Genomic DNA, 20,260 nt, shown 5'->3' with positions numbered 1-20,260 from the left:
TATCAGGATATAAGATGCGGCTTTGGGGTAAGTTTTTTGGGTTTGTTATTGGCTTTATGTTTGGTCGTATCTTTGGTGCGTTATTGGGTTTATGGCTTGGTCATCTCTACGATAAACGTGCGTCTTCAGGCGTAGGATTTCGTGAAATACTTGGTCAAGCTAAGAATCGCCAGGCGATCTTCTTCAATACTACGTTTGCCGTGATGGGCCATGTGGCTAAAGCGTCAGGGCAGGTAACCGAAACCGATATTCGTATCGCGACGTTATTGATGGATCAAATGCGTTTAACCGGTGAAGCGCGTAAAGAAGCGCAACAGGCATTTCGTGAGGGCAAATCAGCTGATTTTGACTTACGTAGCAGCTTACACGCTTTCCGAGCGATTACCATGGGACGCAAAGAGCTCGTGCAGATGTTTATTGAAATCCAGATCCAAACGGCGTTGTCCGATGGTGAGCTGGATGCCGCTGAACACGCTATCTTGATGACGATTGCACAAGAGTTAGGTTATGGTCGCTCGCAGTTGGATGCTTTACTTCAACGCTGGCAGGCTGAGTTTCGCTTTAATCAAACATCTAATGGCAATAAGACCTCGGTCACCGATGCTTATAGTTTGCTGGGTATTACCGACGAAGCCAGTGATCAAGATGTTAAACGAGCTTACCGTAAGTTGATGAACGAACATCATCCCGATAAGTTAGTGGCTAAAGGTTTGCCACCGGAAATGATGGAGCTGGCAAATCGTAAGGCTCAGGACATTCAAGCCGCCTATGATAGAGTCAAATCTGAGCGTGGTATGCGGTAAATTTGGTTATATTGAACATATAAAAGATAAGGAATTCTTTATGAAATATATACATAACGGCCTACTTTTTGTCACGTTATTACCAGTGGCATTGTTTGCGCAGGCTGACGTTTTTATCGCACCTTTCGGGGGTTACAGTCTTGGTGGCGGCCAATTTGATGTGAGTCAAATTAAGGTTAATACCGCCCAGACCAATGGTAATGAAAGCGTAAAGATTGAAGAGTCTAGCCATTACGGTTTGATGTTGGGAGTGAACACCAATGATCCCGGCAACATTTATTTGTTATATAGCCGTCAAGCCTCTGAGTTGAAAAGTAATGGCATGTTTACGCCAAATCTTTTGACCTCATTAGATGTAGATTATATCCATTTGGGTGGCACCTTATATTTTCCCCAGGGAGATATGCTGCCCTACGTTACTGCCAGTGCGGGGATCACCCGCATGCAGCCTGACGGTTGGTCGAACGAAACACGCTTCTCTATGGGCATTGGCGGCGGGGTTGAATATAAAGTGACCTCAAACGTGGGCCTTTTTGCCGATGTCCGTGGCTATGCGACGTTTATCAACAGTGACAACACACTGTTTTGTGATGAAAACGAGTGCCTATGGCACATTACTTCAGATGTGATGTGGCAAGCGCAGGCTAACCTTGGGCTAAAAATGAGTTTTTAGCCCATCGCTTAACTGAATTAATCGAAAGGAGATTTTACAGCATGAAGATAGTGGTACTTGATGGTGAAAGCTTAAACCCTGGCGATCTCAGTTGGCAATCCTTAGAACAATTGGATGAGTTTACGTGTTTTGCCCGCACGGCAAATGAGGACATTATTACTCGCGCTCAAGCAGCAGAGATCATTCTAACCAATAAAACCCCGCTTAACGCTAAGACATTGGCACAGCTTCCTGCGCTAAAATATATCGGGGTATTGGCGACGGGTACTAATGTTGTCGACTTAGCTGCTGCTAAAGCGTGTGGCATAGTCGTAACCAATGTGCCGGCCTATGCGCCAGACGCTGTTGCGCAAATGGTGTTTGCCCATATTTTGCATCACACCCAAGCGGTGGCTGCTCATCATCAAGCCGTGGTCGATGGTCAATGGGTAAATAGTAAGGATTTTTGTTTTACCTTAATGCCGCTGCAATCATTAAAAGGTAAAACGCTAGGCTTAATTGGTTATGGCGATATAGGCCAGCAGGTTGGGGCGCTCGGCCTCGCATTTGGCATGAATGTTCTGGTTAACACTCGCTCAGAGATCAAACATTTACCCCAAGGCGCTAGGTGGGTAGAGCGTGATACTGTACTTAGCGAGTCAGATATTATTTCGCTACATTGCCCGCTCACCCCCGAAACCGAGCAGTTTATCAACCAACAAACTCTTGCGTTAATGAAACCCAAAGCCTTGCTGATTAATACCGCGCGCGGTGGATTAATTGATGAGGCCGCGCTTGCCGCCGCACTTGTTCAAAATCGCTTATTTGCCGGTGTCGATGTGTTATCAACCGAGCCACCCAGTGCAGATAATCCCTTATTGCATGCGCCCAATATCAGCATCAGTCCCCATAACGCGTGGGCGACTAAAGAGGCTAGGCAAAGTTTGCTCAATATTGCTGTAGCGAATGTGAATAGTTTTCTAAAGGGGAAAGTGATTAACTGCGTAAATTTGTAAATTGATATGCGTCCTCTCTCTTTATGTTCATGGTGACATTTAAAGAGAGAGGACGTTAATCGATGTTGATTATTGAGTCTTTCTTCTACGTATCCACCATACACCCATTAATCCTGCGATGGCTAATAAGCCAAAGACGATGGGCTTTTTCAGCTTGTGGTATAGAGCGTTCCATTGTGCCATGTCATTGGCCCGTGCGCGTTTTGCTGCGCTATCAAAATCGGGTGCTTCACACTGCAAACCAAAGTTTTCGGCCCAAGGGACAAAGGCGCCATTAGTGACGTATTTTTTATAGTAACGCAGGGCAAGCTCCTGATCTCGATACAATACCCAACCGGTCGCTTGGCAGAGTAGTGCGGCGTAGGCTTGGCTATTTTGCGGCACAAAGTCGGCCGCTTTGTTGGCAAGCTCCGCTGCTGTGTAGCGATAATGGAAGCGTTTATCTGGGATGGCCTGGCTGGCGTTTACCCGTGATTGTTCTTTTTCACTCAGTTTACTAGGCTCATTCCAATCGCTTAAATCAAATACACCTTGGTAGATAGCGTAATCGGGTGCTAATTCAAACCCCAAGATCTCCATACCTTGATGGCGAGCAAGTCCAGCCGCCGCCCAATAGGCCTTGGCACTATCAATACCTTTTTCATTTTTTGCTAAGGTTAGCTGATTGCCATAGTCGAGGGCGCTGGCATTGAGATTAGGGTTAGGGAAGTAAGCAGGTGCTTCCTTTATCGCCCCTTCGCGTAATAGCCTGCGACCGAGTAAGTAGCGTAAGCGATTGTTTATTGGCTCGATATTATCGTACCAATCGCTATCTTTTGGGTATTCAAAGGCGATAAGCGGCACATGTTCATCGACAAAAAGTTTAAGTTCAGCTGTGGTCAGTACGCGCTCCGCCACATAGGCGATATCCTGCCAGTACTCATCACCACTTTCGAGTAAGTGATTTAACGCATCTAGGTATTCACCGCGCTCTAGGGATAACACGCCTTGCTCAGCGCGAATACGGCAGTAGGTGGCGATATCTTTATCAGCATCAATGGCTTGTTGCTGGGTTTCTTTGGCATCAACAGTCGCTAAGACTTTGGACTGCTCGGGAAAGTGGCGCGCTGCCTCGGCATAGGCCTTAGCTGCCTCAACTTGGTCACCCTTTTGTAGCATTAATTTTGCAGTGAGCCACCAGGTTAAGCCGCTGGGTTTAGCTAAGGCTAATAGGCGCTCTGCACTAGCATAATCCCCTAGCTGATAATAAATAGCGGCTAATTTATCGCCATGACTAAGTTGTAAGCCATCGATTGGAAATACCTTGAGTATTTCTGCGACCTTTAGGCCCATTTCAGACAGCTGGCCATCATAGGCAAATTCATTAGTGCTACTTTGCCAGTAGGCAATTAATAACTGCTGCACACTCGCTTGTTGCAATAGAGGCTTAAGTTCTGCAATGTCTTTGCCCATCAAGGTGCGGCTGAGCATCAACAATGAATCATAACCGCTACTATCGCCCTGTACCGATTGGGTTGCATAAAGCTCAATGGCTTTATCGAGTGCCGCAGGGGTAAGCGTGATGGGCAGTTTAGCGTCAGCTGTATCATCTTTTTTAGTGGCTTGGGTTAAGGGTTGACCTTGATGCAACAAAATATATGCTTGCTCACCTAAGCTCGCCAAGCTTAAACGTAGGGGATCAGCGGCGCCTTTGATCACCTCAGCTTGTAGCTGTGTTAAATAAGCATTAGCACGATTTAAATGTTCAGGATCCGCAGAGGTTTTACTTAAAATAAGCTCAATTCGTGAGAGCGAATACAGTGCCCACAAGCTGCGAGAAGCGCGTTCGCTTTCTGGTAGCTGCATGACTTTATTAAAGTAATTAGCGGCTCTTTCATAATCTTTGGCCTCAAATGCGACGGCCCCTAAGGTGTACCATATTAGAGCTTGGGGCAATTCTTGATCTAGCCTAGCCGCCATTTGCTCAGCCTCAATCGGGCCTGTCGCATCGCGTAGAGTGTTGACTAAAGCTAAATGAGCTTCACTTAATTCGCTACTTTCAAAGGCGCGGGTTTGTGACAGATAACGACCATGGGCTTCATCCCAGAGATATTCCTGCGCAGCTGGCGCACCTTGATACTGCCAAGGCAAAGGTTTTGCGAGGGTTGTGAGCTGCTGGCTAAAGGATGTTTGCGGCAAGTAGCTGAGATTACTCTGTCTGTCTTGAGTCAATTGCAACGGAAAATCGGGGCCGCATGCCAACAGCATTGGTGAGAATAAGCTTAAACAGATGAGCGTGGTTTGTTTAAGCTTAAAAGCCCGATGAGATGTTGCTATTGTGGTTGATAATGTTGGCTTATGGCGCATAAATCCCCTGTAAATATAATGACTCACAACGTGCCCAGCCTATCACTTTTTGGCCGTTTGGGTTGAGCATGTATTTTTGAGTCTCTCTGTTTGGTTGCAGTACTGACATCATGTTAGTACGTGGAGCTTCAATTGAGGTTAATGCGGCGGTCGTTTCAGCTTGCGATTGCCACGTTAACAGCCCATCTTTCTGTATTACGCGATAGCCATTTTGCGCATCATACGCGCTACAAGCGTGTCCCGCTAGCGACAAAATAGTGGGAGGTTCACCCGCAATATTACCGCGATTAATTAAGCTCAGTTGGAATAATTTCGACTGAGGCATAGTGTGGCTTTTTACCGTATTTTCAGCGGTTAATTGCGCTTGGTTGGTGACGTTGTTATCGCTTGATATCACCAGCTCAATTTTGGCTGCGAGTTCCCCGTGCTGCGCAACAGCAATTAAGGTGTTGAGCGGCCACACTCTTTTATCCCCTTCTAGCGGTAGCCGAAACCAGATAATGCCTTTAAGTTTTGCATCCGTTTGGTTTTGCAGTCTTTTCACAAAAGTCTGTAATACTTTGGGATCAGCCATTAATTCTTCTACGGCGTTAGCGGATTGGCGTTGATGGCGCAGCGGCGTTTCACTCTCAACTTGATAGCCTGAAGCTGTGCTGATAACCGCAGAGCCATAGGCGGGCAGTGCAATAAGATAAGGCACTGTGCTGATGCGTGACAGTTGCTCTACCCATTGCCAACCTTTAACAGCATCAAATAGGCCGTGGCGTGGGTCGCTTACGCTGTGAATTTGCAGTACGAGTTCATCGATAGTGGCCTGTAACGTAGGAAATTCAGCGCTATTGAGCCAAGCGGGCAGTGCGGTAATACTGAGTTTTAGCTGGGTGGGTAAATGTGCTTTAAGCTTTTTAAGAAACTCTCGATAAGCAGGCAGTTTACTGCTGGCGCTATCGTGATCGATTTCCACTCCAACAATGTGGGTGCCTTTAGCTTGCCAGTTTGCCAGAACTTGGTTGATTTTATGAATCACTTCTTCATCATTTAAATGAGTGAATTGACCATCTAAACGCACCACGAGGATTTTGGGCCTTGGGTCGGCCTGCAACCAAACATGATTAACCGCCACCTCAAACCAAATATCGGCGCCATTAGGCTTTGGGTGTGCTTGCAGTGCCAGAATGCGTAATCCCTGAAAGGCGTTTTGGCTTTGCACTAAGGCGGTTTGGTTCGCTGGGCGCCATTGGCGTTGCCAAATATAAACTTCTTGCGAGAATGGCTGTTCAGAAGTTATAGGTGCTAAAGCCGTTTTTACTGCATGAGGAGCATTCGGGTTTGACTTAAGCTCACTTTGATCCGCAGCGGGTTGGCAGGCACTCAGCCATAATGAGGCGATGAATAAAGTGAATAATCGCCACTGATTTCGCCTCATGTTGTTAATCAGATTGCCCATGTTACTGCTATCGTCCCTGCGTTTAATGAAATATGACTATGCCTGAAAAATACCGCTTATACATCGCGAAAAAGTACCAAATCTCTGATGCTTAGCCTTAAATGTCGATCTTAAAAATACTTATCTTTGGCATAAGCGCTTAAAACTCGGCATCAACTTGAAAGCGCATTGATTCACCAGTTACAGGATGTTGGAGTATCAATAAATCAGCATGTAAATGCAGGCGATTAGCGCGAGTCCCGTAGAGATCATCACCTAAAATCGGCGTATTTAACCCTTCTAAATGGGCACAATGCACTCTGAGTTGGTGGGTTCGACCCGTTTTAGGCGACAAATACACTCGGGTTTGATTGGCCGATTCATCGATTTGACTCGCTTGCCAATAGGTTTGCGCCGCTTTACCAAACTCATGGCACACCAGTTGCCTTGGTCTGTCGTCTAAATCTCCCCGCAGGGGTAAAGATATTTCGCCATTTGGCTGTTTGCTGGCCATTACAGCAGGGATCCCCGCTAAAAGAGCCACATAACGTTTAGTTACCGTGCGCTGGATAAACTGTTTTTGCAGTTGTTTATGGGCATCTTTTGTTAGTGCGATCACCATTAACCCCGAGGTCGACATATCGAGTCGATGAACGATAAGTGGGCCCGTGGCATTAGGAAAGGTTTGTTGCATGCGTGAATACACTGATTCTGTAATGTCTTTACCCGGCACGGATAAAAACTCGGCGGGTTTATTCACAATCGCCATGATATCGTCTTGATAGATAATAGCTAAGGTTTTGCCTAGTGCAGGATTAGCAAGTAGCGGATTGTCATCAACGCTGAGCCCTTCGAGCATATGCCCTAAAATTGGATGGCATTTACGTCGGCAGGCGGGATAAAACTGTTTATGTTGGCGGATTTCTGATTTTGGCGGTGCGCCCCACCAAAACTCGGCAATCGCCAGCGGTTTGAGATTGTGTTTAAAGGCGTAATGTAACAATTTTGGTGCGGCGCATTCACCCGAACCCGCAGGTGGCGTTAGTTCTACTGTGCCTTTAAAGATGCTGTAAAGGCTCTTTTCTACGCCCTGAATATTCAAAAAACGATACTGTTCAAACAGCTTTTGCTGCAGCGCCGCAGAGAGTTGTTTACGTTGCAGTCTTAATGCATCGCGATCATCGGTAAGTAGACTTAACTCTTGGCTGATGGCATTAATTCGCTCATCCCAATAGTGTTTAATATCTCTTAGCTGATTTTTTTCATTAATGCTTTCTTGGTTAAGCTTGGCTTCTATTACTGCATTTTCACGTAAGGTCTCATCAGTCGGCTTGATCGCCAATTGGACTGCGAGTTGATTGCGCTGCGCCTTGCGTGATTGGCGGCTGTCGATCATCAATTGTCTGTGGACGGCAAGTTTGGTTGCTGCTTGCGCTTGTTCAACATTAAGATTGATTGATAGACGGGGAATATCGGGATGATTTTCTAGCGCGAAGAGTTGGGCATTAAGCTGATTGATTTGCAGATTTTCAGCGTGAAAAAAATTATCCTTTGCTAGCATATCAAACACCGGTGGGACGAAGTGTGGCCAATGGTTTTGCTCGGCTAACTTGCCCGAAAATGCTGATAAATAACCCACTTCACCCTGCGGGTTTTGCACCAGTAATACGCCAAACATTTTGCCAATGGCGCCAGTTAACTCACCCGTTAGGCCAAAATTATGCTGCCAATTATTTTGAGTCTCAAGATGCTGCTGTAATTCGTTTGCGGCGATAACGCACAGTGGATGCGGCTCGTAATAGAAAGGAAACGTAAAACGCTGCGGCAGCGCATAGGCATCAATGGCTTGGGTGAAAGGGGTAAAGCATGAGGGCTGAAGAGGCATATTGAGTTCTACTTTCTACTACTGTTGGTTGCTGCTGTGGTGTTTTATAAGTCACACGCTTGACATAAAGAGTCTTAAATAAAAGCTTAAAATAAAAAAGTCAGGCACAGCGCTTATGGTGCAAGGCGTGGAAACACCGGCCATAGAATAAGGCCGCTAGTTTACTCTGTGCATTCTGCGTGGTCACTTTTTATTGAAGGTGGTTGATTATTCTGGTTCTGTATTAAAAAACGGGAAATGCGCAGATGCTTATCTCCCGTTTTTTAGTGTGTGCTTGAGCTTAATGTTAAGCGGCTAACATAGTTAAAAAATGACTTTTATCTTGCTAGCGCTATCGAGTGCCTTACTTATTGCGCTGTCGATATCGATATCACGTGCAAGCGCGACACCTAAGCGGCGGCGGCCATCAATGTCGGGTTTGGCGAATAATCTGAGTTGAGTGTTGACCGCTTCTAATGCAGCGGCAATACCTTGATAGCGAATATTACTTGAGGTGCCTTCAGCCAAAATCACCGCCGAGGCACTTGGCCCATGCTGGTGGATATTGGGTATGGGCAGGCCAAGAATCGCCCTTACATGCAGGGCAAACTCGGATAAATCTTGGCTAATGAGTGTGACTAAGCCGGTATCGTGCGGCCGAGGTGAGACTTCTGAAAAGTACACGTCATTGCCTTTGATAAACAGCTCTACGCCAAATAATCCATAACCGCCAAGGTTCTCAACGACTTTACTGGCAATCGTTTGCGACTTTGCTAACACTTCAGCGGACATGGCTTGTGGCTGCCATGACTCACGGTAATCACCATCTTCTTGCCTGTGACCAATGGGCGCACAAAAATGAATACCATTGACGGCGCTTATGGTTAACAGCGTGATTTCATAATCGAAGGCTATAAAGCCTTCTACGATAATGCGACCACCGCCAGCGCGGCCACCTTCTTGGGCGTATTGCCACGCTTTATGGTTTTGGGCAACATCGCGAATAACGCTCTGGCCTTTGCCCGATGAGCTCATGACTGGCTTAACCACGCACGGCAGACCAATTTTACTTATAGCTTGATTAAATTCGGCTTCAGTATCACAAAAAAAGTAAGGTGAGGTGGGTAACCCTAAGGTTTCGGCGGCGAGGCGACGAATGCCTTCTCTGTCCATCGTTAGCTTCGTTGCCCTCGCTGTCGGGATGATATTTACGCCCTGCGCTTCCATTTCAACTAAGGTTTGGGTGGCGATGGCTTCAATCTCAGGGATAACTAAATGCGGTTTTTCTAACTCAATGACTGCCCGCAGCGCGTTAGCATCGAGCATATTGATCACATGGGAGCGATGCGCGACCTGCATAGCAGGAGCGTTGGCATAACGGTCAACGCCAATCACTTCTACGCCTAAGCGTTGTAGCTCAATGGCTACCTCTTTGCCAAGTTCACCGCAGCCGAGCAACATGGCGCGTCGTGCGCCCTCAGTGTAGGGAGTGCCTATCATGTGTGGATACCTTTTAAACAGTTGTAGGGATTGCGTCATGGCGCGCAACTTAACCCTGAGTTTAGCGCGAACAGTAGTTGGGATCATGATGTAAATAAGCAAGTGTGCAGCGGATCACTGGGTTTAGTGTGAACTCAGTCAATTTTATAACCTACAAAGTTGTTAGTTTTTTGCTTAACTTGTTTATTAAATGTTAATTTGCAAAGTAAGGTATTCAATAAAAATTATTTTAGACGTCAACATGGCAAACAAAGGGGGGGGCTTGATAATGTTTTTAGATTACTTTGCGTTAGGAGTGTTGTTGTTTGTAGTAGTGGTCATTTTTTATGGGGTGATTGCGATCCATGACATTCCATACGAAATTGCAAAAAAACGTAATCACCCACAGCAAGATGCTTTGCATATTGCGGGATGGGTCAGTTTGTTTACTTTGCATGCTATTTGGCCATTTTTATGGATATGGGCGACCTTGTACCGAGAAGACCGTGGTTGGGGTTTTAGTACTGTAGCGAAGCGAGAGTTGAGCCTAGAGGAAGATGTGAGCACTCTACGCCAGACAGTAACTAATCTACAAGCAAGGCTAGAACAATTAGAACAGGCGAAAACAAATGTTGTAGAGCCTGTTATTACAAATAAAGTCGAGGTGTAACATGGATTTATTACTCATACTGACCTACGCCGCTATTTGTATTGTTATTTTTAAAGTTTTTAAAATCCCGTTGACAAAATGGACGGTACCCACCGCAGTTTTGGGAGGAGTAGTGATCATTAGTGCATTGATATTAGTGATGAACTATAACCATCCTTATTCGAGCTTTGCGCGGGAGTATTTTGTCTCTATTCCTATTACACCCGCGGTAAAAGGGTTAGTGATTAGTGTTGAAGTACAGTCTAATACTCAGGTTAAACAAGGAGATGTACTTTTTCGTATTGATCCTATTCCCTTTGAAGCTGTGGTTAAGCGTAAACGTGCCGCTTTAATCGCCGCCGAGTTAGAAGTGCCACAGCTCGCTGCCGCATGGGAATCGGCTAAAGCCAATGTTGAGCGGGTTAATGCCGATAAAGAACGCAATAAATCTGCATACGAGCGCTATGAAAATGGTCATCGTAAAGGTGGGGCTAACTCTCCATTTACTGCGCTGGAATTGGATAACAAACGTCAGCTTTACCTCGCTTCTGAAGCACAGTTAATGGTAGCTAAATCAGATGAGTTACGAGTTAGGCTAGCCTATGAGTCTAATATTGACGGCGTTAATACTAAAGTCGCGGGCTTACAGGGTGATTTAGATGGTGCTATCTATGACTTAGAACAAACCGTGGTTCGTGCGCCAGCCGATGGTGTGGTGACGCAAATGGCGCTACGTCCAGGTGCGATGGCGGTGCCTATCCCATTACGCCCAGTGATGAGTTTTATCCCTAATGAGCAACGTTATTTTGCGGGTGCTTTTTGGCAAAATTCCCTACTACGCCTAAAGGAAGGTGATGAGGCTGAGGTGATTCTTGATGCTGCACCAGGGCAAGTGTTTACTGGTCGTGTCGCTAAAGTACTGCCAGCCATGTCAGAGGGTGAAGTACAAATGGGTGGAGTGCTACAGTCCTCGGATCGTATGTTTCAAACCGGTCGAGTTATCGTCTTAATTGAGATTGATGACGATGTCATTCGTAAAGGTTTCCCCGCGGGGGTATCAGGGCAAGTGGCTATTTATACTGAGCATTTTCACCACGTGTCTGTTATGCGTAAGGTGTTGCTCAGGATGCAAGGTTGGTTGAATTACTTGTTTTTTGATGGACATTAACCCTTAGACGGTTAAATCTCATTTGTTGAGCATGCTATAAAGTCCAGTTCGCTGGACTTTTTTTTGACACATTTTTGGTTAATAAAAAAGGAACTGGCCGACATTATGTCACCTTGCATGCTTTGGTTAGATGAAATTGAAAAGGCTTAAACAACAGTAGCTGTGATGAAGGTGCATCAACTCGCATACTCGGCATCTTACTGACTTAAATGATTGAGCGTAAATCAGAGGTTTTTGTGATGGTAACCGCCAATGATATTCAAGCCTTGCCGCCAGAGCTAATACAAAAGGGTGGGATGGATGAAATTTTCTTTATCGATTTATCCGACGGGGGACACGCAAAGCAATCTTCTTGATCCGTTATTGCCACCATGTATACCGCAAAAAGTATTGATAGCAGTGTCGATCAAGCTTTATCACTTGAGGAGCTCAGCAAAACTCGGCTTTTATCTGTGGCCATGAGCGATAAAATCAATGCACTCAAGCAATGGACTAAAGGCAATGGGCTAAAGGCCGTACAGTGAATGCCCATGAGTAGGTTTTCAATCTATAACATAGAGATAAATGTTGATAACTTTACAAAAACACAACATTATCCTCTGATACGCAGGATTTATTCTCAGTCCTTAACCTTCTACCACTATATTGATGTTAATTATTACCACAACGCTAAAAATATCAGGCGACCTAATAGGCTTTATGTATTAGAAAATATGTAACTTAGCATCCGTGTGTAAATTTCCGTTGTTTTGCATCAGCATGCCGCACAAGTTTTGAACTGTTCAAATATCTACATTTATGTGATGTGAACGGCCTATCAGCAACGTAATTCAATGAAAAGGAGAGCACAATAATGAGAATTCCCATGGTAAAGTTTTTCCTATGCCTGTTGTTTATATCTATCTCATCGGGGGGGGATGTTCAAGCGGCTATCTCGCCTGAGCAAGCGCGTGAGATCGCTAAAGAAGCATATATTTATGGTAATCCTATGGTTGACAACTATCGGATTCAGTATGCGTATTTTGTCGATACACAGAGTCCTGAATACAAAACTTCTTGGAATCAGATATTCAATATGGCGCGGGTGTTCACATCGGATGACAAAGCGATCCAGACCGCCAATTCTGATACGCCTTATTCTTTCGTCGGGATGGATCTGCGAACTGAGCCATTAATTCTCACTCTGCCGCCTATCGAGAAGAATCGATACTTCTCGTTGCAGTTTATCGATTGGTACACGCACAATTTCGCGTACGCCGGAAGCAGAACAACCGGCAATGATGGATCTGTACTTCTCGTGGCCGGTCCGGACTGGCAGGGTGAGACTCCCAAAGGAGTCGCTAAGATGATGCGTTCTGAAACGCAGTTTGTCTTTCTTGCATACCGCACTCAGTTGTTTAACCCCGCAGATATTGACAATGTGAAGGCTGTGCAGGCAGGCTACAAGGTGCAGACACTCTCGGCTTATATGGGTAAACCCGCCCCTAAAGCTGCATCCAAGATTAATTGGATGCCTCCGCTATCCGCTGTTGAGCAAAAGACTTCATTGGAGTTTTTCAATATTCTGAACTTCGTTCTGGAGTTTACGCCTACAGTTCCTTCGGAGAAGGCACTCATGGCACGTTTCGCAAAGATTGGCGTTGGTGGAGGTAAACGAATTAATTTTGAGTCACTGTCACCTGAAATGAAGCAGGCATTTGCGGACGGTATCGTCGATGGCTGGAAAGCTCTGGATAATTTGGAAAAGACTGACATTGCCTCCGGCAAGGTGACTACCGCAGACCTCTTCGGTACACGAGAAGTACTCAAAAATAATTATCTCTACCGCTTTGCTGGTGCGGTGCTTGGTATTTACGGTAACTCTAAGGATGACGCGATCTATCCACTCTACAGAGAGGATGCTGATGGTCAGCCCTTGGATGCATCAAAACATGACTACACTTTGCGCTTCGAGCCTGGACAATACCCTCCAGTCAATGCGTTTTGGTCAGTGACTATGTACAACCTACCTGAGAGCTTGATGGTTGCAAATCCTATTAATCGTTATTTAATCAACTCGCCAATGCTCCCTGAACTCAAAAAGGATGCTGACGGTGGCTTGACTATTTATGTTCAGAAGGACTCCCCAGGTAAGGATAAAGAGGCTAACTGGCTACCGGCACCCGATGGACCGTTCTGGATCCCTATGCGAATTTATTGGCCAAAAATTGAGGCGCTCGACGGTACATGGAAAGCTCCTCCGCTGAATAAGGTTCAATAGTTAAGTGGAGTGATGATCGCGACTATTTATTCTATAAGCTAAGAAGTGGTTATAGCGGGCGTGTCGTTTTGCGCCCGCAGCCGAACTTAAACGTTAATTCTTAATATTTATCGCAATCTGATTATGGTTGCATAGCTAAAACGTTTTTGTCTCGAGTTCTGTTCTCTACATTATGTACAAATCATGGGTGGGTGAGTTCATGCCCATATATGATTGGTCAATTATTTCTTCTGTGGCAACAACGCCAACGTCTAGCTAACGGCTTTGGCGATATCACGATCCTGTGGCACGCCAACATTATTGTCTATTCCTGCCAATATAAAAATTTAGATATCAAAGGCGAGGCTACCCGGTGTTAAGAATGGCCAGCTTAGACGGGTCGGTGAACTGTCGCCCTTTACACCAAAGAAGTAACCTGTTCTTGGCGTGGCGTATACCAAACTACCTTTTTGTAGCCCGAGCTCCTGCAGATGATGTTGGGTGAATTTAGCCTCCCATAGTTCTTTGCTATGCCAGCCGTGTGGTGCTAATTCCACTCTCACTTCGGCGCCTACTGGGGTTATGGCAACAATATCAAACGGCAAGTTGGCCTGACTATTAGGTTTGTCTGACAGTGTTAATTCGTGACTACGGACATAAAGTGCGCCATCTTGCTGCAATGTCTGCTGCGCTGGAGGCACCAAAAATGCTTGGCCATTTTGCCAACGACTTTGCTGCCAACTGGCTTCAAACACATTGACGTTACCCAGAAAATCAAACACAAAGCGACTATTGGGGTGCGAGTATAGCTCAGCAGGCGTATTAATTTGTTCTATATGACCATTGCTCATTACGACCACTCTATCAGAGAGCTCAAGTGCTTCATCTTGATCGTGGGTCACAAATACACTGGTGAATTTCAATTCCTCATGCAGGCTACGTAACCAGCGGCGTAATTCTTTACGCACTTTGGCATCTAAGGCACCAAAGGGTTCATCTAGGAGCAGCACTTCGGGTTGCGTCGCTAATGCGCGCGCCAAGGCAATCCGCTGTTTTTGACCGCCCGACAGTTGCTCAGGGTAGCGCTTAGCGAGATGGCCTAATTGCACTGTTTCTAGCAGTTGTGTCACTCGTTTACTAATTTCTGCCGCTGGAAGTCTTTGTTTTTTAGGCATCACTTCGAGTCCAAAGGCGACGTTATCTGCTACCGTCATATGGCGAAATAGCGCATAGTTTTGAAATACAAACCCTACTCTTCTTTCACGCACATGGACTTGGGTAACCTCTCTGTCACCAAAATGAATGCTGCCGCTATCAGCGCCTTCAAGACCGGCAATAATTCGCAGTAATGTGGTTTTACCTGAACCAGAGGGGCCCAGTAAGCCAATCATTTCTCCTTCTTGAATATCAAGAGTGAGTGGAGAAAGCGCTTGGAACTGGCCAAACGTCTTAGAAATATTAGTCAGTCGAATACTCATAATGGACTCTGCTCTTTATTGTCATTGGCGGTTAAACTGCGTTGTTGTCGCCATTCAACTACGGCTTTTAGCATTAGGGTCAATAGGGCAATTAAGGCCAGTAATGACGCGCTCGCGAAGGCGGCCTCAGCCTGATAATCTTCGTACAATAATTGTACATGTAATGATAAGGTGTTGGTTTCACCGCGGATATTACCTGACACAACTGCAACCGCGCCAAATTCCCCCACGGCTCTAGCATTGGTGAGGATCACACCGTAAATCAGTGCCCATTTGATATTGGGAAATGTCACGCGGCGAAATAGTTGCCACCATGATGCTCCGAGAATAACGGCCGCTTCTTCTTCCGACGCCCCCTGTTGTTGCATTAATGGAATGAGCTCTCTGGCGACAAAGGGGCAAGTAACAAAAATGGTCACTAGCAGTATTCCTGGCCATGCAAACATGACCTGTAAATCGTGCTCATATAGCCATTCGCCAAGCCAGCCGTTACTGCCATAGAGTAGTAAATACAGTAAACCTGCGACGACAGGGGATACCGCAAACGGGATATCAATGAGTGTGATAAGTAACTTGCGGCCGGGGAATTCAAACCGAGTAACACTCCATGCCAGCATAATGCCGAATATTAAGTTGATAGGCACCGTGAGCGCCGCCACAATCAAGGTTAAGCCAATCGCATGTAGCGTATCAGGCTGACTTAGGTGCCCAATATAACGTTGCCAGCCGCCAACGAGAGCTTGTTGAAAAATACTTACCAGCGGTACTAGCAAAAATAATAAGGCTAAGAGCACTGCGAGTGTAATCAGGCTCCATTTTATAAGGGGCGCTTCACCGACTCTTAAGGGTTTAAATGAGTTCATATTCGCTCCTTAACGTCCATGAATACGGCGCAGATAACGCGCCTGCCACAGATTTATTAGCAGTAATAACAGTAACGAAGTCAGTAAAACTACCGAAGCAATGGCACTGGCACCTGCAAAATCAAACTCTTGTAAGCGGACAAAAATCATTAATGAAGTGATTTCGCTGATATAGGGCATATTACCGGCGATAAAAATAACGGCGCCAAACTCACCCAAACTACGGGTAAAAGACAGTGCGGTTCCCATCATTAATGCTGGCCATAAAGATGGTAAAATAATGTGCCAAAATACTGCTCGATCCGAGGCGCCAAGGGTCATGCCCGCTTCTTCTTCATCGTGGGACAACTCTTCCAGTACCGGTTGTACTGTTCGTACCACAAAGGGAATGCTGGTGAAAATCATCGCTACCACTATGCCTAAGGGGGTGTACGCAACTTTTATTCCAAACTCGGCAAGCAGACTACCAATTTGGCCATTTGCGGCATAAAGGCTGGCTAAGGTGATACCTGCAACTGCGGTGGGTAATGCAAAGGGTAAATCCACTAATGCATCAACTATGCGTTTACCCGGAAATTCATAACGCACCAGTACCCATGCGAGCAATAATCCGAAAAGGCAGTTAAATAACGATGCCGCTAGTGCCGATAAAATAGTAACGCGATAACTGGCCACCACTCTGGGATCGGAAATCACGCCCCAATATTCAGACCAGCTCATTGAACTGGTCTGCATGATAAGCCCTGAAATCGGCAATAATAGGATCAGGCTGACGAATAGTAGGGACACACCTAAGCTGATGCTAAAACCTGGAAGAACCCGCTTATGGCGTAAACGCCCGTTATTAAAAATCACAGAATAATCACCCGATCAGGTTAATTGAATTAAAACCAATACAATTTGTTTATCGTCAGTCATTTGCGACCAGAGATAAGACAATCAAAACTCTCTTCACTGTTTGCAATAATGACGACTGAATACCACAAAACTGTTGAACCCGGGACTTAGCCCGGGTTGCAATGTTTACCTTTTATAACATCAGTTTGAGATTAACGCTTAAGTAATTGATCAAGTTTTGCACCGTTAGCAAATTGGGTTTTCATGGCGTTATCCCAACCACCAATGATTTGCTCAACAGTTAGCAGGTCAACCGTAGGGAACTGTTTAGCAAACTCCACCTGAACTTTTTCGTTATGTACTCGATAGTTGAAACCTGCCAATAAACGTTGTGCTTCTTCGCTGTAGAGATACTGTAAATACTCAGTTGCTAGTTCAATCGTACCGTTACGTTTAGCATTTTTCTCGACAACTGCAACTGGGAACTCAGCTAGAATCGATGTTTTTGGTACAATAACTTGGTAATCGTCAGCACCATACTGTTGGCGGATATTGTTCACTTCTGACTCAAAGGTAATCAATACATCGCCGATATTACGCTCTACAAAAGAGGTGGTTGCACCACGACCGCCAGTATCAAATACGGCTACATTGCCGAGAAACTTTTTCAGGAATTGATCCTGTTCAACCAGATTATCTTTCCCCAAAGTTTTCTGGGCATAACCTAATGCACCTAAATAAGTATAGCGGGCATTGCCAGAGGTTTTTGGGTTAGGGAATACCAGTTTAACGTCATCTTTAGCTAAATCACCCCAGTCACTGATTTGCTTTGGATTACCTTTACGCACCAAAAATGCAATGGTGGAATAGTAAGGTGAGCTGTCATTTGGTAACAATTTTTGCCAGTTCTCAGGGATCAATTTACCGCGATCGTATAGTACTTGTACGTCTGTCACTTGGTTAAACGTCACCACATCTGCTGGCAAACCCTGCAAAATAGAGCGTGCCTGCGCCGATGAACCCGCGTGAGATTGTTTAATCTCGACAGTTTTACCGGTTTTTTCTTGCCAATGTTTAGCAAAAACAGGGTTATAGGCACTGAATAATTCCCGTGCAATATCGTACGAAGAATTTAGCAGGGTTTGATCTGCGGCAGCCACATTGAGTGACGTCCCCAGAAAGAGGGTCCCTAGCAGGGCCTTTATCAATTTTACTGGCATTTTTAACTCCTTGGACTGGCGACTTTGTCAGCGTTGTTACCTATAGATTAATAGAAGTAATTGTTTATAAGAAGTCAGTTGTATAGAACCTTTTTGAATAACTATGAGCGATTTATTGTATACCATCAGCAATATTCAGCGTGTCTGTTCACGGTAACCCACATAGAATAGGCTATCGCTTAGCTATTTCTATCAAGTAAAGGATAACCACAGTGTCTGACTTTCCAACCATTGAAGCCTGTATTGGACAAACTCCACTCGTGCGCCTGCAACGGCTTAACTGTGGTGATTCCACTGTATTGTTAAAGTTGGAAGGGAATAATCCGGCGGGTTCAGTCAAGGATCGCGCAGCACTCAATATGATTATTCAGGCAGAGCTGCGCCAAGAGATAAACCCAGGTGATACGCTCATCGAGGCGACGAGTGGTAATACTGGGATCGCACTAGCGATGGTGGCGGCCATTAAAGGGTACAAGATGATCCTGATTATGCCGCAAAACTCGACTCAGGAACGTAAAGATGCGATGCAAGCCTATGGTGCAGAACTTATGCTGGTGGATAACATGGAGACCGCGCGGGATTTAGCGTTGCAGTTACAAACTGCAGGCAAAGGTAAGGTACTGGATCAATTTAATAATCAAGATAATGCTAACGCGCATTTTATGACTACTGGCCCTGAAATTTGGCAGCAGAGCCAAGGTAAAATCACTCATTTTGTGTCTAGCATGGGCACAACAGGCACCATTATGGGGGTGTCTAAATACCTTAAAAGCTGTAATACCGACATCACTATTATTGGTATTCAGCCTGCCGATGGCAGTGCGATTCCAGGGATCCGCCGCTGGCCGCAGGCGTACTTACCCGAGATTTTTGATGCATCCCGCGTGGATGTCGTGATGGATATTGAAGAGCAAGATGCAAAAGACATGACTAGAACCTTAGCCCGAGAAGAAGGGATTTGTGCGGGAGTCAGCTCTGGCGGCGCCGTGTTTGCTGCGCTAAAGATTGCCAAACAATATCCGGGGTCAGTGGTGGTGGCGATTATTTGTGATCGCGGCGATCGCTATCTTTCATCAGGGCTTTTTTCCTGAATCTACGATCGTGGCTTCGGGCGATGCGAATACCTTATCAATAAAAATGGGCGATATACGCCCATTCTATTAAGTTATTAGTAGTTATTTTTGCGGTGGGAACTGCGCTAAAATCCGGCTAACCGCCTTAGCGGTATCTTGGGCTTTTTGATCTCCGCCAGCATCAAAGTTAAAACTATCGCTGCCGCGCCAAATCAATGCTTTAGTTTTAGGATCGATAATATCAATTTGAATAGTCTGAATTTTTGCGCTATCACTGCCCAGTGGTACGCCAACGCTGGTGCCTATTCCTATACCCCCTGAGCTACCAAATGTACCCGTGCCTAAGCCGATTGAAAGGCCTGAGTCTTTAGGTTTGTCTTGGGTTAGCAGTGCGTAAGAGACATTAAAGTCAGGCACTGGAGCATTCTCGGTAAAACCCTTCTGGCTCAATTGATGACTTATTTCAACCTGAATACGCTGGGCGCTTAATGGATCGTCGGTTTTCTGTGGTGTGAGCTGTGCAAAGTTATGTAGCGCGCTGAAATCGTAATTAAGATCGTAATCATTTTTCGGTTTACTGCTGCAAGCGCTTAATAAGGCAACAGCGACTAGCAGACTAGCAAAGTAACGGTATCCCATAATAGTGCTCCAAGTTGTACAAACTCCGTCCAATGTGCCTTGATTATAGACGTTTCTGCAAGTACTTTAGATAAGAGTGTTGTATTTACATCCCTTTTACCATCAGGCAGCGACGTTATTTAATAGGCGTTGGTGCTTGAGAGAGAAATTGCAGCAGGTTATGGAACAGTTAGCCTTTTTTGAAATACCCAGTCCTTGTATCGGAGTGTGCCATACCGATGCGCGTGGTTACTGTAATGGTTGCCTGCGTAGCCGTGACGAAAGATTTAATTGGTTAACGTTTTCAGCTGCGCAAAAGTACGATGTGATCCGCTTATGTACCCAACGTAAACGCCGTCGTCAGCTGGCAATAATGAAAGCACGGCAAACCCAACTTGAGCGAGAAAGGGCCGAATTAAATCCGCAACTGAATTTCGACCCTGAGCCAGAAGCCTCGCTAGATTTTGGTGGTTTTGAGCTTGACTAACCTAGTATGAGGCCATAGCTTGAGTGTCACTATTACGGTTAA

Annotated in this window: 17 protein-coding genes and 1 pseudogene; 9 read left to right on the top strand and 9 right to left on the bottom strand. The window is 45.6% G+C overall.

The window, feature by feature from the left end; translation table 11 throughout:
- Nucleotides 1-14: 14 nt before the first annotated feature.
- The 3 genes from djlA to BW947_RS15000 are packed head-to-tail and all read left to right on the top strand — an operon-like array spanning nt 15 to nt 2,471.
- Nucleotides 15-803: a co-chaperone DjlA gene (gene djlA / locus BW947_RS15010; RefSeq protein WP_076500953.1), complete on the top strand. Its 789-nt coding sequence runs from the start codon at nt 15-17 to the stop codon at nt 801-803.
- A 40-nt stretch (nt 804-843) separates the two neighbouring features.
- A complete protein-coding gene (locus tag BW947_RS15005) occupies nt 844-1,476 on the top strand; it encodes an outer membrane beta-barrel protein (protein WP_076500950.1) in 633 nt (210 codons plus the stop codon).
- A gap of 41 nt (nt 1,477-1,517) precedes the next feature.
- Nucleotides 1,518-2,471, top strand: a complete 954-nt coding sequence (locus BW947_RS15000) for a D-2-hydroxyacid dehydrogenase (RefSeq protein WP_076500949.1) — start codon at nt 1,518-1,520, stop codon at nt 2,469-2,471.
- A gap of 69 nt (nt 2,472-2,540) precedes the next feature.
- Here BW947_RS15000 and BW947_RS14995 read toward each other — a convergent pair whose 3' ends face one another.
- The 4 genes from BW947_RS14995 to purT form a co-directional block, all read right to left on the bottom strand.
- Nucleotides 2,541-4,817, bottom strand: a complete 2,277-nt coding sequence (locus BW947_RS14995; protein WP_076500947.1) for a hypothetical protein — start codon at nt 4,815-4,817, stop codon at nt 2,541-2,543.
- Nucleotides 4,807-6,264, bottom strand: a complete 1,458-nt coding sequence (locus BW947_RS14990; protein WP_076500945.1) for a DUF3142 domain-containing protein — start codon at nt 6,262-6,264, stop codon at nt 4,807-4,809. Before BW947_RS14990 ends, BW947_RS14995 begins: the two co-directional genes overlap by 11 nt.
- Nucleotides 6,265-6,403: 139 nt before the next feature.
- Complete coding sequence (locus tag BW947_RS14985; protein ID WP_076500943.1) at nt 6,404-8,128, bottom strand: RluA family pseudouridine synthase; 1,725 nt, start codon at nt 8,126-8,128, stop codon at nt 6,404-6,406.
- A gap of 303 nt (nt 8,129-8,431) precedes the next feature.
- Complete coding sequence (gene purT, locus BW947_RS14980) at nt 8,432-9,607, bottom strand: formate-dependent phosphoribosylglycinamide formyltransferase (RefSeq protein ID WP_076500938.1); 1,176 nt, start codon at nt 9,605-9,607, stop codon at nt 8,432-8,434.
- Nucleotides 9,608-9,875: 268 nt separating this feature from the next.
- On the opposite strand from purT, the gene BW947_RS14975 reads away from it, so the two are divergent.
- The 4 genes and pseudogenes from BW947_RS14975 (at nt 9,876) to BW947_RS14965 (ending at nt 13,663) form a co-directional block, all read left to right on the top strand.
- The gene (locus BW947_RS14975) at nt 9,876-10,256 is read left to right on the top strand and encodes a DUF3302 domain-containing protein (RefSeq protein WP_076500922.1); all 381 of its coding nucleotides are present in this window, start codon (nt 9,876-9,878) and stop codon (nt 10,254-10,256) included.
- Nucleotide 10,257: 1 nt separating this feature from the next.
- Nucleotides 10,258-11,403: an HlyD family secretion protein gene (locus tag BW947_RS14970; protein WP_076500920.1), complete on the top strand. Its 1,146-nt coding sequence runs from the start codon at nt 10,258-10,260 to the stop codon at nt 11,401-11,403.
- A gap of 90 nt (nt 11,404-11,493) precedes the next feature.
- Nucleotides 11,494-11,941 (top strand): annotated as a pseudogene (locus BW947_RS18470) (AAA family ATPase); the annotation flags it as partial.
- A gap of 315 nt (nt 11,942-12,256) precedes the next feature.
- Nucleotides 12,257-13,663 (top strand): DUF1254 domain-containing protein, encoded by a 1,407-nt coding sequence (locus BW947_RS14965; RefSeq protein ID WP_076500918.1) that lies wholly within the window; start codon nt 12,257-12,259, stop codon nt 13,661-13,663.
- A gap of 326 nt (nt 13,664-13,989) precedes the next feature.
- On the opposite strand, the gene BW947_RS14960 is transcribed toward BW947_RS14965, so the two are convergent.
- The 4 genes from BW947_RS14960 to cysP all read right to left on the bottom strand — a co-directional run bounded on the left by BW947_RS14960 (nt 13,990) and on the right by cysP (nt 18,040).
- The gene (locus BW947_RS14960; protein ID WP_076500906.1) at nt 13,990-15,120 is read right to left on the bottom strand and encodes a sulfate/molybdate ABC transporter ATP-binding protein; all 1,131 of its coding nucleotides are present in this window, start codon (nt 15,118-15,120) and stop codon (nt 13,990-13,992) included.
- A complete protein-coding gene (gene cysW / locus BW947_RS14955; protein WP_076500904.1) occupies nt 15,117-15,983 on the bottom strand; it encodes a sulfate ABC transporter permease subunit CysW in 867 nt (288 codons plus the stop codon). Before cysW ends, BW947_RS14960 begins: the two co-directional genes overlap by 4 nt.
- Before the next feature lie 9 nt (nt 15,984-15,992).
- Nucleotides 15,993-16,838: a sulfate/thiosulfate ABC transporter permease CysT gene (gene cysT, locus BW947_RS14950; protein WP_076500902.1), complete on the bottom strand. Its 846-nt coding sequence runs from the start codon at nt 16,836-16,838 to the stop codon at nt 15,993-15,995.
- A gap of 194 nt (nt 16,839-17,032) precedes the next feature.
- Nucleotides 17,033-18,040: a thiosulfate ABC transporter substrate-binding protein CysP gene (cysP, locus tag BW947_RS14945; RefSeq protein ID WP_076500900.1), complete on the bottom strand. Its 1,008-nt coding sequence runs from the start codon at nt 18,038-18,040 to the stop codon at nt 17,033-17,035.
- 212 nt (nt 18,041-18,252) lie between these two features.
- Here cysP and cysM point away from each other — a divergent pair, with 212 nt between their 5' ends.
- Nucleotides 18,253-19,131 carry a cysteine synthase CysM gene (cysM, locus tag BW947_RS14940; protein ID WP_076500898.1) on the top strand — a complete coding sequence of 293 codons (879 nt, stop codon included), beginning with the start codon at nt 18,253-18,255 and terminating at the stop codon, nt 19,129-19,131.
- An 84-nt stretch (nt 19,132-19,215) separates the two neighbouring features.
- Here the strand turns inward: cysM and BW947_RS14935 are convergent, their stop codons facing one another.
- Nucleotides 19,216-19,752 carry a DUF4136 domain-containing protein gene (locus BW947_RS14935; RefSeq protein ID WP_076500896.1) on the bottom strand — a complete coding sequence of 179 codons (537 nt, stop codon included), beginning with the start codon at nt 19,750-19,752 and terminating at the stop codon, nt 19,216-19,218.
- A 160-nt stretch (nt 19,753-19,912) separates the two neighbouring features.
- On the opposite strand from BW947_RS14935, the gene BW947_RS14930 reads away from it, so the two are divergent.
- On the top strand, nt 19,913-20,218 hold the full coding sequence (locus tag BW947_RS14930; protein WP_076500894.1) for a DUF1289 domain-containing protein: 306 nt from the start codon (nt 19,913-19,915) through the stop codon (nt 20,216-20,218).
- Nucleotides 20,219-20,260 lie beyond the last annotated feature (42 nt).

Source organism: Shewanella morhuae (genome assembly GCF_900156405.1).
Classification (GTDB): Bacteria; Pseudomonadota; Gammaproteobacteria; order Enterobacterales; family Shewanellaceae; genus Shewanella; species Shewanella morhuae.
The sequence above is the reverse complement of the archived record's forward strand: the minus strand, read 5'-3'. Positions and strand labels throughout refer to the sequence as shown.